Source organism: Serratia sp. CY52157, assembly GCF_052168495.1.
Lineage (GTDB): Bacteria > Pseudomonadota > Gammaproteobacteria > Enterobacterales > Enterobacteriaceae > Serratia > Serratia ureilytica.
This window is the reverse complement of record NZ_JBJNMO010000001.1, coordinates 885774-899472: the sequence shown is the minus strand read 5'-3', so window position 1 is coordinate 899472 and position 13699 is coordinate 885774. Positions and strand designations below refer to the sequence as shown.

13 protein-coding genes are annotated in these 13699 nt (G+C 62.5%); 7 read left to right on the top strand and 6 right to left on the bottom strand.

From position 1 onward, the window contains the following. Window positions 1-47 precede the first annotated feature (47 nt). Genes ACJ8IP_RS04275 through ACJ8IP_RS04260 form a run of 4 tightly spaced genes read right to left on the bottom strand, consistent with a single transcriptional unit; the run spans window position 48 to window position 3594 of the window. On the bottom strand, window positions 48-761 hold the full coding sequence (locus ACJ8IP_RS04275) for an ABC transporter ATP-binding protein (RefSeq protein ID WP_042784608.1): 714 nt from the start codon (window positions 759-761) through the stop codon (window positions 48-50). Then, window positions 754-1524 carry an ABC transporter ATP-binding protein gene (locus ACJ8IP_RS04270; RefSeq protein WP_033643185.1) on the bottom strand — a complete coding sequence of 257 codons (771 nt, stop codon included), beginning with the start codon at window positions 1522-1524 and terminating at the stop codon, window positions 754-756. Before ACJ8IP_RS04270 ends, ACJ8IP_RS04275 begins: the two co-directional genes overlap by 8 nt. Then, window positions 1521-2633, bottom strand: coding sequence for an ABC transporter permease subunit (locus ACJ8IP_RS04265; RefSeq protein WP_033643184.1), 1113 nt, complete (start codon window positions 2631-2633; stop codon window positions 1521-1523). The genes ACJ8IP_RS04270 and ACJ8IP_RS04265 overlap by 4 nt, the downstream gene beginning before the upstream one ends. 10 nt (window positions 2634-2643) lie before the next feature. Then, window positions 2644-3594, bottom strand: a complete 951-nt coding sequence (locus ACJ8IP_RS04260) for a branched-chain amino acid ABC transporter permease (RefSeq protein WP_164106233.1) — start codon at window positions 3592-3594, stop codon at window positions 2644-2646. 170 nt (window positions 3595-3764) lie between these two features. Between ACJ8IP_RS04260 and ACJ8IP_RS04255 the strand changes: the two genes are divergently transcribed. The 4 genes from ACJ8IP_RS04255 to ACJ8IP_RS04240 all read left to right on the top strand — a co-directional run bounded on the left by ACJ8IP_RS04255 (window position 3765) and on the right by ACJ8IP_RS04240 (window position 8162). After that, window positions 3765-4694: a LysR substrate-binding domain-containing protein gene (locus ACJ8IP_RS04255; RefSeq protein WP_047575096.1), complete on the top strand. Its 930-nt coding sequence runs from the start codon at window positions 3765-3767 to the stop codon at window positions 4692-4694. A 256-nt stretch (window positions 4695-4950) separates the two neighbouring features. After that, the gene (locus ACJ8IP_RS04250; protein ID WP_164106234.1) at window positions 4951-6831 is read left to right on the top strand and encodes a potassium transporter Kup; all 1881 of its coding nucleotides are present in this window, start codon (window positions 4951-4953) and stop codon (window positions 6829-6831) included. Between the two features lie 190 nt (window positions 6832-7021). Continuing rightward, window positions 7022-7741, top strand: coding sequence for a glucosamine-6-phosphate deaminase (locus tag ACJ8IP_RS04245; RefSeq protein WP_108680797.1), 720 nt, complete (start codon window positions 7022-7024; stop codon window positions 7739-7741). A 118-nt stretch (window positions 7742-7859) separates the two neighbouring features. Then, window positions 7860-8162 carry a cupin domain-containing protein gene (locus tag ACJ8IP_RS04240; RefSeq protein ID WP_047026060.1) on the top strand — a complete coding sequence of 101 codons (303 nt, stop codon included), beginning with the start codon at window positions 7860-7862 and terminating at the stop codon, window positions 8160-8162. Here ACJ8IP_RS04240 and ACJ8IP_RS04235 read toward each other — a convergent pair. After that, the gene (locus tag ACJ8IP_RS04235) at window positions 8159-8749 is read right to left on the bottom strand and encodes a TetR/AcrR family transcriptional regulator (protein WP_033650324.1); all 591 of its coding nucleotides are present in this window, start codon (window positions 8747-8749) and stop codon (window positions 8159-8161) included. The two genes, ACJ8IP_RS04240 and ACJ8IP_RS04235, sit on opposite strands and share 4 nt — an antisense overlap. 140 nt (window positions 8750-8889) lie before the next feature. Here ACJ8IP_RS04235 and ACJ8IP_RS04230 point away from each other — a divergent pair, with 140 nt between their 5' ends. Genes ACJ8IP_RS04230 through ACJ8IP_RS04220 form a run of 3 tightly spaced genes read left to right on the top strand, consistent with a single transcriptional unit; the run spans window position 8890 to window position 11757 of the window. Further along, a complete protein-coding gene (locus ACJ8IP_RS04230; RefSeq protein ID WP_164106235.1) occupies window positions 8890-9945 on the top strand; it encodes a sugar phosphate isomerase/epimerase family protein in 1056 nt (351 codons plus the stop codon). Between the two features lie 26 nt (window positions 9946-9971). Beyond that, window positions 9972-10865 carry an alpha/beta fold hydrolase gene (locus ACJ8IP_RS04225; RefSeq protein WP_108680795.1) on the top strand — a complete coding sequence of 298 codons (894 nt, stop codon included), beginning with the start codon at window positions 9972-9974 and terminating at the stop codon, window positions 10863-10865. Beyond that, on the top strand, window positions 10855-11757 hold the full coding sequence (locus ACJ8IP_RS04220; protein ID WP_164106236.1) for an alpha/beta hydrolase: 903 nt from the start codon (window positions 10855-10857) through the stop codon (window positions 11755-11757). Before ACJ8IP_RS04225 ends, ACJ8IP_RS04220 begins: the two co-directional genes overlap by 11 nt. A gap of 428 nt (window positions 11758-12185) precedes the next feature. On the opposite strand, the gene ACJ8IP_RS04215 is transcribed toward ACJ8IP_RS04220, so the two are convergent. Continuing rightward, complete coding sequence (locus ACJ8IP_RS04215) at window positions 12186-13619, bottom strand: NAD-dependent succinate-semialdehyde dehydrogenase (RefSeq protein ID WP_164106237.1); 1434 nt, start codon at window positions 13617-13619, stop codon at window positions 12186-12188. Between the last annotated feature and the right edge of the window lie 80 nt (window positions 13620-13699).

The following is a 13699-nucleotide window of genomic DNA, read 5'->3' as shown; positions in this document are numbered from 1 at the left end:
TGTTCTGCTGCATGTCATACTCCTGGTGCGGTTAAAGGTAACAACGGTTATTCACCCAAATAGATCCGTTTGATTTTTTCATCGTCCAGCATGTCGGCGGAGCGGCCGCTGTGGCTCAGGCTGCCGCTGTCCAATACGTAGGCGCGATCGGTGGACGCCAGCGCCAGGCGGGCGTTCTGCTCGACCAACAGCAGCGTGACGCCGTCACGGGCTAACTGCTTGATGACCGAGAAAATGGCCTCCACCACAATCGGCGCCAGCCCCATCGACGGTTCGTCCAATATCAGCAGCCGCGGGCGGCTGAGCAGCGCGCGGCCCATCGCCACCATCTGTTGTTCACCGCCGGAAAGCAGCCCGGCCGGTTGATGCAGGCGCTCGCTCAGCCGTGGGAAGGTGGCGCACACGCGTTCAAAATCTTGCCGCACCGCCGATGCGTCACGCCGCGCATAGGCACCCAGCTGCAGGTTTTCTCGCACCGTCAGGCGGGTGAAAATGCCGCGTCCCTCCGGCACCATCACCAGCCCTTGTTGCAGCAAGCGGTGCGGCGGCATTCCGCGAATCGAACGGCCGTCGAACAGAATGTCGCCCTCAAACGGCTGCAGGCCGGTCAGCGCCCGCAGGCTCGAGGTTTTGCCCGCGCCATTGGCGCCGATCAGCGTCACCTGTTCGCCGGCGTTCACCATGAAATCGATGCCTTTGACCGCATGAATGCCGCCATAAGACACTTTGAGTCGTTTAACGCTCAGCAGGGCTTCAGACATGCGCGCCGCCTCCCAGATAGGCTTGAATGACCGCCGGCTCGCGCCGCACCTGCGCCGGTTCGCCTTCGGCGATCGCTTTGCCGTAATCCAGCACCGTCAGCCGATCGCACAGACCCATCACCAGCTTGACGTCGTGTTCGATCAGCAGCAGAGTTTTGCCGCTGTCGCGGATGCGCAGCAGCAGTTCGCGCAGCGCCACTTTTTCTCCGGCGTTCATGCCGGCCGCCGGTTCGTCCAGCGCCAGCAACCGGGGCTCGGTCGCCAGCGCGCGGGCGATCTCCAGCCGCCGCTGATGGCCGTAGGCGAGATCGCCGGCGCGGTAATGGGCGAATTGGCTGATGCCGACGTACTCCAGCAGCGCATGAGATTTATCGCGCACCGCCTGTTCCTCCTCCCTGGCGCGACGGTGCCGGGCGATCGCCGCCCACAGGCCGTTGCGGGTGCGCACGTGGCAGCCGACCATCACGTTTTCCAGCACGCTCATTTCATTGAACAACCGCAGGTTTTGGAAGGTGCGGGCAATGCCGGCCTGCGCCACTTTGTCGATCGCCTGGGGCTTATAGCGCTGGCCCGCCAGGCGGAACTCGCCCGCGTCGGCGCGATACAGGCCGGTGATCAGGTTGAAGCAGGTGGTCTTACCGGCGCCGTTCGGCCCAATCAGGCCGTAGATTTCCCCCTGGCGGATGCTCATGCTGACGTCATCCACCGCCGTCAGGCCGCCGAAGCGTTTGCTGATATGGTGTAAAGCGAGCAGCGGCGTCATGCGGCGTTCCCCCGTGCGTGGCGGGCCGGCCACAGGCCCGCCGGGCGATACAGCATCACCAGGATCAGCGCCAGGCCGTAAAACAGTTGGCGGATGATTTCCGGGTCGATCAGCACTTGGCCGAACAGCGCCTGCTGCAGCGGCCCCATGCTGCTGCGCAGCAGCTCCGGCAGGGCGGCCAGCAGCAGCGCGCCCAGAATCACGCCGGGGATGTGCCCCATGCCGCCGAGCACCACCATCGCCAGTACGGCGATCGATTCCTGCAGGGTGAACGATTCCGGCGACACGAAGCCCTGAAACGCGGCGAACAGCGCGCCGGCCACGCCGCCAAAGGTGGCGCCGATGGCGAAGGCCAGCAGCTTGAAGTTGCGGGTGTTGATGCCCATCGCCCGCGCGGCGTCCTCGTCTTCGCGGATCGCCGTCCACGCGCGGCCGATGCGCGAGTTCTGCAGCCGCAGGCTGATAAACAGGATCGCCAGCAGCAGGGCGGCGAACAGGTAGTAATACAGGTACAGGCCGGAAAAACGTACGCCGAACCACTCATGCATGCCGGAAAACTTCAGGCCGAACAGGCTGACCGGATCGATGCCGGAAATGCCTTTGGGGCCGTTGGTGAGGTTGACCGGGCGGTCGAGATTGCGCATCAGAATGCGCACGATTTCGCCGAAACCGAGCGTGACGATCGCCAGATAATCGCCGCGCAGCCGCAGCGTCGGCGCGCCGAGCAGGATGCCGCACGCCGCCGCCAGCAGCGCCGCCAGCGGGATCAGACCCAGCATCGACAGGTGCAGCCCGTCGGGGAACCACTGCAGCAGCAGCGGGAATTGCTGTGTCAGATGCGGTGACGACAGCAGCGCGGCCAAATAGGCGCCGACGGCGTAAAAGGCGATAAAGCCCATGTCCAGCAACCCGGTCATGCCCACCACGATGTTCAGCCCGAGCGCCAGCATCAGGTACAGCAGGGCGAAATCGACGACCCGCACCCAGTAGTTGCCCCCGGCGGCGCCCGCCACCCAGGGCGCCAGCAGCAGCGCGAGAATGAACAGCGTCAGCCCCAGCCTGGCGCGGCGCGGCGTGGCCAGAGGAACGGGAGGAGTCAAAACGGTCATGGTGATGTCCTTATGCGCGCGTGGCGATGCGTTCGCCCAAGAGCCCGGAGGGGCGGAAGACCAGCACGGCGATCAGCACCAGAAACGCGAACACGTCCTGGTAGTTGCTGCCGAACACGCCGCCGGTCAGCTCGCCGAGATAGCCGGTGCCCAGCGATTCGAACAGGCCCAGCAGCAATCCGCCGAGCATCGCGCCGCGCAGGTTGCCGATGCCGCCAAGCACGGCGGCGGTAAACGCCTTGATGCCCGGCAGAAAGCCCATCGAGAAACCGGCGTTGCCGTAGTTGCTGGCCATCATGATGCCGGCCACCGCCGCCAGCGCGCCGCCGAGCGCGAAGGTCAGAACGATGATGCGGTCAGGACTGATGCCCATCAGGCCGGCGACCTGCGGGTTTTCCGCCGTGGCGCGCATGGCGCGGCCGAAACGGCTGTGTTCGACCAGCAGCCATAAGCCGGCCATGACCGCGACGGCCACCGCCAGCGTGACGATCGCCGTGCCGGTGATCACCGCCGGCGCATGCCCGCCGCTGCCTACGGTCAGGGCGATGGGGGTCATTGGCAGCAGCTGAGGAAACATCAGGGGATTGCGTGACCAGATCAGCATCGCCAGGGTTTGCAGCAGCAGCGAGACGCCGATACCGCTGATCAGCGGGGCCAGGCGCGGTGCATTGCGCAACCGGCGGTAGGCGAGACGCTCGATCGCCATCGAGGTGATGGCGCAGACCGCCATGGCGAACAGGGCCGCCAGCAGCAGCGTGGCGTAGGACGGTAACGCGGGAAAGTGGTGTTGCAACACGCTTATCGCCGACAACGCGCTCAGCGCACCGACCATCAGCACGTCGCCGTGCGCGAAATTGATGATGCGCAGGATGCCGTACACCATGGTGTAACCGAGCGCGATCAGCGCATAGATGCTGCCGAGCATCAAACCGTTGACGGTTTGCTGTACCAGCGTATCCATAGAGAGAGTCCGGAGATAATGAGTCAGGAGGGTCACAGTAGAGAATTTAAAAAAATTGTAAAATACGGAAAAATACTTTCTTATACAAAAAACGAGTGATTTTAATGCGTTGATTTTTATGTATATTGAATCCATTCCTTCAGTGTCGATTTCCCAAAAACAGTCAATATATGAAAAAAACAGAACAGTACGATGAGCCATTGCCGATGCTGCCGAACGATCCGCCGCTGCGCGCCGTGCGGGCGTTCGAAGCCATCGCGCGCCTGGGGGGCATCAGCGCGGCGGCTAACGAGCTGATGATTTCGCCTTCGGCGGTCAGTCATCAACTCAAAACGCTGGAGGCATTTTTGCAGATGCCGTTGACCGAACGGCAGGGGCGTAACCTGGTGCTGCGCAGCGAGGGGCGGGAGTATTACCGTTCGATTCGCTCGGCGTTCAACGTGCTGCGCCAGGCGACCGAACACGTGCGCGAGCAATCCGCGTCGCGGCAGGTGACCATCAGCCTGATCCCGCTGTTCGGCATGGGTTGGTTCATTCCGCGGCTGCGTGGTTTCCTGCGCGAAAATCCGGATATCGACATCAATGTGGTCTACGCCAACCACCGCAATTACCTGAGCGACGCCGCTGACCTGTCGATCCGCTTCGGGGTCGGGCAGTGGACCGGCTATCGCAGCGAGAAGCTGATGTCCGGCAAAATGGTGCCGGTGTGCAGCCGGGCATTCAGTAAACTGCATGGTTTGCTCGATACGCCGGAGCAGCTGGCGACGCTGCCGCTGCTGCACGACGAGGAACGCAATACCTGGATGCAATGGTTTCAGCAGGCCGGCGTCAAGCGCCCGCTGCGCAGTATCGGCCCGATGTTTGAGGACGGATTGTTGACGTTGGCGGCGGTACAGGCGGGGTTAGGGTGCGCGTTGATGCGTGAACCGTTAATCGCCCAGTATCTTGAAAGCGGTGAATTGATCAAAATGTTCGATCTGCCGATCGACGACGGACGCGATTATTACCTGTGCGCTCGACTGGATAGCGAGCTGTCGCAGGAAGGCGAAAATCTGCGGCAGTGGCTGCGCCGCGAAGCCGATGACAGCCGGCTCGCGTAACGCCGGGCGGAAACAGGGGGGAGCCGGACGTTCATTTCACCTTCCCACGACGCACGCCACGCCAACAGGAAAGTAATAGGCCCTCCGGGGTGGGCGTTTTTAAACCGTTGCTCACCGGCGATGATTGCTGAAGCTTCAACGCGCGATGCTGTCACTGGCGAAGATGACGGCTATGCTTAACTTGCCGATCACGTGGCGCGACGGCCACAAAGTGACAATAATTCCCACTCTCAGCGCAACGTCAAGGAGCGAGCAGATGTCTGTCGGCAATGATACGGAAACCGTGAATAAGACGGGGCTGGCGCCGCTGGCGTTGGGCGCATTGGGCGTGGTGTTCGGCGATATCGGCACCAGCCCGCTGTACACCCTGAAAACCGTGCTGTTTCTCTCCGGCGACGCGCCTTCAGCGCCGGTGATCCTTGGCCTGCTGTCGCTGATATTCTGGACGCTGGTGATCGTCACTTCTCTCAAATACGCCATGTTCGCCATGCGCATCGGCAACCGCGGCGAGGGCGGCATCATGGCGCTGATGTCGCTGCTGGTCAGCAAGCGAAAATCCCGGCCGCTGGTGTTGTTCGCCGGCCTGTTCGGCGCCGCGCTCATTTACGGCGACGGCGCCATCACGCCGGCCATCTCGGTGCTCTCGGCCCTCGAAGGGCTGAACATCGTGCTGCCGGCGTCGCAGCCCTATATTCTGCCGGCGGCGGTGGTGATTTTGCTCAGTCTGTTCGCCATTCAGCCGCTGGGTACCGCGCGCATCGGCCGCGTGTTCGGGCCGATCATGGCGCTGTGGTTCCTGTCGATCGCTGCGTTGGGCGTGTGGGGTATCATCCAGCATCCGGCGGTTTTGCTGGCGCTGAACCCGCTCTATGGCATTCACTTCCTGTTCTCCAACGGACTGACCAGCTTCCTGGTGCTAGGCGGCGTGTTTTTGTGCGTCACCGGCGCCGAAGCGCTGTATGCCGACATGGGGCATTTCGGCAAACGGCCGATTTGGCTGGCCTGGTTCGGCATCGTTTTTCCCAGCCTGTTGCTTAACTACGCCGGTCAGGCCGCGCTGATCCTGAGCGGCGCCGATGTCACGCAGAACATCTTCTTCCGTTTATGCCCGCCGGCGATGCTGATCCCGCTGGTGATCCTGGCTACGCTGGCGACGATCATCGCCAGCCAGGCGATCATCAGCGGTGCGTTTTCCATGACCCGGCAGGCGATCCAACTGGGGTGGCTGCCGCGGCTGCGGGTCAGGCAAACCACCGAGGAAAGTTACGGGCAGATCTACATTGGCGCCATCAACTGGTTGCTGATGGTGGTGACGCTGTTCCTGACCGTGTTCTTTAAATCGTCGGACAATCTGGCCGCCGCCTACGGCATCGCCGTCTCATTGACCATGATCATGACCACCGGCCTGCTGTTCGTCGCCATGCGCGAGGTGTGGCGCTGGGGGCCGATCGCCAGCCTGTTGGTGGCGGGCGGTTTCTTCGTGGTCGATTTGAGCTTCCTGACGGCCAACATGACTAAAGTGCTGCAGGGCGGTTATATCCCGCTGCTGTTGGCCGCCGCGGTCTATACCGTGATGCTGGTCTGGCATCGCGGGGTGCTGGCGGCCGCGCGCACCCTCGGTGAAACGACAGTGCCGGTAGAGGATTTCCTGGAGAAAATCCGCAGCGAATCCGTGCCGCGCGTGCCGGGCACCGCGGTATTTCTGACTCGCAGCCTGCAGGGGACGCCGCCGGTGATGAAATGGCAGGTCAAGCGTAACGGTTCGCTGCACGCCAACGTGCTGGCGCTCACCATTGCCATCGTCAATGAGCCGCGGGTCTCGAATGCTGAACGTTTGGTGATGCGCGAGCTGTCGCCGGGCTTTTGGTGCGGCGTGGCCAGCTATGGCTTTATGGAGCGGCCTAACATCCCGCAGCTGTTGCAGCACGTCGAGGCGCAGAAATCCGGTCTGAACTTCGACGAGGCGACCTACTATCTCGGGCACGAGACCGTGGTGCGCCGCGAAGCGAACGACCGGTTGCCATCCTGGCAGCGCAACCTGTTCGCGCTGATGGTGCGCAACGGCATGCACGTCACGGATTATTACTACCTGCCCAGCGATCAGGTGGTGGAGATTAGCCGCCGCGTGCCTGTATAGGGCGCGAAAAAGGCATCGCCGCAATTGCGGCTTGCATCACACAACGCGGTTTGCATTTCATTCCTGGCCGCCATAACCTGACAAGAAACGGATTGTTACTGACGCGATCAGGCAAAACCTAACTTCTCTCCCGGCATCGAACATGGCCGGATGGGCGGTTAGGTTTTTTTTTTGCAAAAAGGAGAAGGGAATGAAACTTGTCGTCGCTAATGATTACCAGGAAATGAGTGAGCTGGCCGCCAGCCTGTTGTTGAGTTACATGCTGCGCCCGCAGCGCGTCAATCTGGCTATCACCGCCGGCTCGACGCCTAAACGGATGTATGAGTTGTTGGCTCCGCGCGTCAAGGGCCACGCGGAATTCGCCAACGCGCATTACTATAATTTCGATGAAATTCCTTACGCTGGCCGATCGGGCTATGGCGTCACCATGGAGAATCTGCACCGTATGTTCTTTGGCCCGGCGGCGATCCCCGAGCGGCAACTGCACGTCTTGAATTCGGACAACTACCTCCAGCACGATCGGCGTATCGCCGAAGATGGCGGGCTGGATGCGATCGTGATGGGCGTCGGAGCAGACGGGCATTTCTGCGGCAATCTGCCGGGCACCACCGCCTTCGAAGACCACACCTGTCGGGTGCCGGTTTCCGCCAGGCCGGATATGGCGGACATTTTGCTCAAAGAGGTGGGCGGCCGCACTGAATGGTTGCCCGATCATTACATCACCCTGGGGCCTGCAAGCGTGATGGCCGCCAAAAAGCTGGTGCTGCTCGTCAACGGTTCGCACAAAGCGGACATTTTGCGGCGCATTGTCAGCGGGCCGGTGGAGAGCAGGGTGCCCGCCAGCATTTTGATGCTGCATCCGGACCTGTTGATTATCGCCGATCGGGAGGCCGCGGCGCTGCTGCCTTAAGCGTTCATCCGGCGCGTCTCGCCTCAGAACCAACGGTCATAACCTGCAACCAAAGCGTCTTTCCCTGCGGCGCAGAATCAGGCTAGAGTGCGTTTTTTCATGCACCTGGGGGATTCCGATGCTGTTCGATTTAAACCAGCAGGCGGCCGAACTGCCTGAGGCCTGGCGCTCTGCCGTGCTGGGCCGCGTCGGTGCGGCCAATATCAAAGTGCTGCGCATGGACGCGCGCAGCATTGCGGATGAAGTGCATGATTACAGCGAAGGGTTGCTGGTGATCAGCGGCCACCTGCGGCTGCAGGTGGCGGGGGAAGAAGTGGTGGTGCGGGCCGGTCAGCTGTATCAGGCCGCGGCCGGCGTGCCGCACCGCGTGTTGCCGGGCAGCGAAGGTACGCTGGTGATTGTCGATTTGCCGGAGGATTAAGCGTCGCCTAACGCCGTCAGCGCCACGTTTACCGCCGCCAATAACCGCGCCTCGGTGACGCCGTCACGCGCCTGAATCGACAGGCCGTGCAGGAAGACGGCGAAATAGTCACCCAGGCTGTCGGCGTCGGTGTCGGCCGGCAATTCGCCGGTTTGCACCGCCTGCCGCAGCCGTTCGACGATCTGCTGCGTGCGCTGCAGCCGATGCTCTGCCAGCCAGGCTTTGAGCCCGTCGTTTTCCGCGCTGACGCTGGCGGCGGCGGAGACCACCATGCAGCCTTGCGGCAGATCGGGCCGACTATAGAGCCGCACGGCGTCTTCCAGCAGGCGTTTGAGCGCCGGGCGAATGCCGCTTTCCGTCGCGAAGGCGCGATCGGCGAAGCCCCCTTCGGCGGTTTCATAACAGGCAATCGCCTCGCGAAACAGCTGCTCTTTGGAGCCGAACGCTTTGTAGATGCGCGCGGAAGCGATGCCCAACTCCGCCACCAGATCCGACATCGAAGTGCCTTCGTAACCTTGCCGCCAGAATAAGTTTCGCGCCTTCAATAGCGCCTGTTCGCGATCGAACTCGCGCGGTCTGCCTGCCATTCGCTGCTCCAATTTACCTGCCATTCAGCGACATAGGATCGCTTAAATCGACGGGAATACCAATGCCTTTATAAATTTCGCTTGCGGTCGCCGCGCTTTGCTCCTATTGTTTGTCAATCGACAACCAATAGGAGTTTACGATGAAAACCCTCAAAGGTCCAAGCCTGCATCTCGCGCAATTCAGCGATGACGCGGCGCCGTTCAACAGCTTGCCCGCCATTGCCGAGTGGGCGGCGCGGACCGGTTTTACCGCCTTGCAGATCCCGGCCTGGGATCGGCGTTTATTCGACGTGGCCACCGCTGCGGAAAGCCAAACCTACTGCGACGATTTGACCGGCATGTTGGCGGAGCAGGGGTTGGTGGTCAGCGAACTGACCAGCCATATCTTCGGCCAGCTGATGGCGGTGCACCCGGCTTACGATGCGCTGTGCGACAGCTTTGCGCCGCCGGCGCTGCAGGGCGATCCCAAGGCCCGCGGCGAGTGGGCGCGGCAGCAAATGCTGTTGGCGGTGAAGGCGTCGGCGCGGCTGGGGCTCAGCGAACTGGGCACCTTTTCCGGTTCGCTGGCCTGGCCCTATCTGTTCCCGTTCCCGCAGCGCCCTGAAGGATTGATCGACACCGCGTTCAACGAGCTCGCCAAACGCTGGCTGCCGGTGCTCGACGCCTGCGAGGAGCAGGGCATCAATCTGTGTTATGAAATTCACCCGAGTGAGGACCTGCACGACGGCGTGACGTTTGAGATGTTTCTGCAGCGCGTTGGCAACCATCCGCGTTGCCGGGTGTTGTTCGATCCGAGCCACATGGTGCTGCAGCAGCTTAATTATCTGGAGTTTATCGATATCTATAAGGACGTTATCGGCATGTTCCACGTTAAGGACGCCGAGTTCAATCCGACCGGTCGTCAGGGCATATACGGCGGTTATCAGTCCTGGATCGATCGCGCCGGCCGTTTCCGCTCGCTGGGCGACGGCCAGGTCGATTTCAACGGCATTTTCTCCCGTTTGACGCAGTATGGCTATCAGGGCTGGGCGACGCTGGAGTGGGAATGCTGCCTGAAAAATCCGCAGGACGGCGCTCGCGAAGGCGCGGCCTTCATTCGCGATCGCATTATCCGCGTCACTGATAAAGTGTTCGACGACTTCGCCGGCGCGCCGGTCAATCCTCAGCAGATCAATGCCTTGCTCGGCATTCGCTGAGCCTGACCCCACAGGGAGTTAACCCCATGAAACACAGTCAAAACGAGATCCTGTTGCAGGATCTCGCGGCGGAACACGTCTATACCCAGGTCAACGGCCGGCGCCTTCACTGCGTGGTGGCCGGCGAAGGGCGGCCGGTGCTGCTGATCCCCGGCTGGCCGCAAACCTGGTACACCTGGCGTTATGTGATGCGCGCCTTGGCGGCGGCCGGTTTTCAGGCAATCGCCGTCGATCCGCCGGGCATCGGCGACTCTGACAAGCCCGCTGGCGGCTACGACACCGGCAGCATCGGTGCGGCGTTGCACGCGATGATGGCGCAGCTGGGCCATCAACGTTACCAACTGGTCGGCCACGATATCGGCATGTGGATCGGTTACGCCATGGCGAGCGATTTCCCGCAGGCGGTGGAGCGTCTGGTGCTGACGGAGGCGGTGATCCCCGGTCTGGCGCCGCCGCCGCCGATTTTCGTCGCGCCGGAGGAGAATATCTTCCTGTGGCATTTCATGTTCAACCAGCTGGCGGATTTGCCGGAGACCCTGACCCAGGGGCGCGAGCGGGAGTATCTTGGCTATATCTTCAACCGCTGGTCTTATCGGCGCGATCGGGTGGCGGCTGAGGTCTATATCGCCGCCTATTCGGCGCCGGGCGGCCTGCGCGCCGGATTCGACTATTACCGGGCGATCCCGGAGACCGTTCGCCAGAACCGGCTGCGCGCCGCCACGCCGTTGACGATGCCGGTGTTGACGGTGGGAGCGGAGCACGCCACCGGCGACGCGCCGCTGACGACGCTGCGGGGCAATGCGCACGATCTGCGGGGCGAAACGGTCGCCGGCTGCGGGCATTTCATTACCGAGGAGTGTCATGAGGAATTTATTGCCCTGATTACGCCGTTCCTGGCAGGAGAGCAACATGTCGCTTGATGAACACATCGCCGCCTTTTTGACGGCGTCGGCCGATGCGTCGCCCCCCGCGTCGCTGGCGGAAATGCGCGCGGCCACGGAAACCGGTTTACGCCGGCTGCAGGGCGAGGCGGAACCGAGCGGCGGCGTCAGGGACTATACGGTGGTCGCCGCCGATGGACACAGGATTGCGCTGCGTACTTATTTACCGGCAGGGGAAAACCGCGCAAACGCACAACCGGCGATGCTGTTCGCCCACGGCGGCGGCTGGTGCCTCGGTTCGCTGTCGCTGTATGACCAGCCCTGTCAGGCGCTGGCTAACGCCACCGATCGGGTGATCCTGTCGGTCGATTATCGACTGGCGCCGGAGTTTCCTTTTCCACAGCCGCTGGAAGATGTCTATCAGGCGCTCTGTTGGGCGGCGCAACAGGCGCCGCAGTTAGGGATTGACGCTGACCGTCTGGCGGTGGGCGGCGACAGCGCCGGGGGCAATCTGGCGGCGGCGGTCGCGCTGTTGGCGCGGGATCGCGGGGGCCCGCACATTGAACGTCAACTGCTGCTGTACCCGGCGCTCAGCCGCGAAATGGCGACGAAGAGCTATCGCGAATTCGCCGAGGGGCATTTTTTGACGCGCGACGCGATGGTGTTTTGTTGGCAGCAGTACCTGGCCCAGCGACGCGATCCGAGCGCCGAGCCGCTGCACGCCGCCACGCTGCGCGGATTGCCGCCGGCCACTATCCTGAGCTGCGAATATGATCCGCTGCGCGATGAGGCCGAACTGTATGCGCAGCGGCTGCGTGAAGCGGGTGTGGCGGTACGCTGTGAACGGTTGTCGGGCATGGTGCATGCCTGCATTCACATGTTGGGGCTGACCCCGGCGGCGCGGCGCCTGTTCGAGCTGGCTCGCGAGTAAAAAGTTCACGCTAAGACGCGATGAACCATTCTTATCCCATTCGTTTGATGTTGTGTTATGAAAGGCAATGAAAATAGTGAGATAAGCAGGGTGTTGGGCGCCCTTGAAGACGCCGAACGCAGGCATAGCGCATTAGGAGAAACCGCCATGGACGGCGGTTTCAGGTGAGACAGGCAGGGACGCCTGTCGCAACCGGCCTCAATGCGGTATGGCGGAGAGAGGGAAGTTGGCAAAGCCAACCGTCTGATAGGGCAAAGGCGCGGGTTGCCAGGGGCCGCGCCTTCGGCCCCTGGCTCGGTCGAAGCGTATGAGCTTCATGGCGCATCTCACCTTTATCGACCGAAAACTGCACAAATACGTTCAGAAAAACGCTAACTAACCAGGATTACCCGCATTGCGGGGCTTCTGGCTATTCATCCGACGTGCGATTAACGGCCGGCGACGGTGACAAAGCGCGTTTCCAGGTAGGATTCGATCGCTTCGCTGCCGCCTTCGGTGCCGTGGCCGGAGTCCTTCACGCCGCCAAACGGCGTTTCCGGCAGGCCGAAACCGATGTGGTTGATGCTCAGCATGCCGCTCTCCACGTCGCGCCCCAGCGCATTGACGGTGGCGATGTTGCGGCTGTAAGCGTAGGCGGCCAGCCCGTACGGCAGGCGATTGGCTTCGGCGATCGCCTCATCGTAGGTGGTGAACGGGCGCAGCAGGGCGACCGGGCCAAACGGCTCTTCCGACATGGCGCGCGCGCTCAGCGGCACGTCACGCAGCACCGTCGGCTCGAAGAAGTTGCCTTTGCCCGCCACGCGTTTGCCGCCGGTGCTGGCCTTCGCCCCGTGGGCGATAGCGTCCTGCACCAGCGCCTCGATATTGTCGACGCTGCGGCCCAGCACCATCGGCCCCATCGTCACGCCGTCTTCCAGCCCGTTGCCGAGCTTGAGTTCACGCACCGCGGCGGTGAATTTCTCCACGAAGGCCTCATAAACGCCTTGCTGGATCAGGAAGCGGGTCGGGGCGATACAGACCTGGCCGGCGTTGCGGAACTTGGATTGCGCCAGCTCTTTGGCCGCCGCGTCGAGATCGGCGTCGTCGAAGATCAGCACCGGCGCGTGGCCACCCAGCTCCATGGTGGCCTTTTTCATATGCTGGCCGGCCAGCGCAGCCAGGTGCTTGCCCACGCGGGTGGAGCCGGTGAAGGAGATCTTGCGAATGGTCGGATGCGGGATCAGGTATTCCGAGATTTCCGCCGGGGTGCCGTACACCAGCGCGATCACCCCGGCCGGAATGCCGGCGTCGGCGAAGGCTTTGATCAGCTCAGCCGGTGAGGCCGGCGTTTCTTCCGGGCCTTTGACGATGATTGAACAACCCGCCGCCAGCGCGGCGGACAGCTTGCGCACGATCTGGTTGATCGGGAAGTTCCACGGCGTGAAGGCGGCCACCGGGCCGACCGGCAATTTCAGGGTTTGCTGCTGCACGTCGCGAGCGCGGGACGGAATAATCTGCCCGTAGGTGCGGGTGGCTTCGCCGGCGAACCACTCGATCACGTCGGCGGCGTTGAGAATTTCGATTTTGGCCTGCGCCACCGGCTTACCCTGTTCCTGCGTCATGATGGCGGCGATGGCGTCGGCGCGTTCGCGCAGCAGCGCAGCGGCTTTGCGCATCAGGTTGGCGCGCTGGTGTGCGGCGGTGTTTCGCCAAACGTTAAACCCGCGTTCGGTGGCGGCCAGCGCCAGATCGAGATCCTCTGCGGCGGCGTGCGCCACTTGACCGATGATCTCGTCGGTAGCGGGGTTGGAGACCGGCAGGGTTTTTCCGGCCAGCGCGCTGCGCCATTGTCCATCGATATACAGTTGAGTATCCGGATACATTGTTGCCTCTTGTTTGCGGAGTGTCAGGGGCCGATGAGCTTCGCGATGCGGCCCGTCTGAAAGGGACAGGGACCTTAACC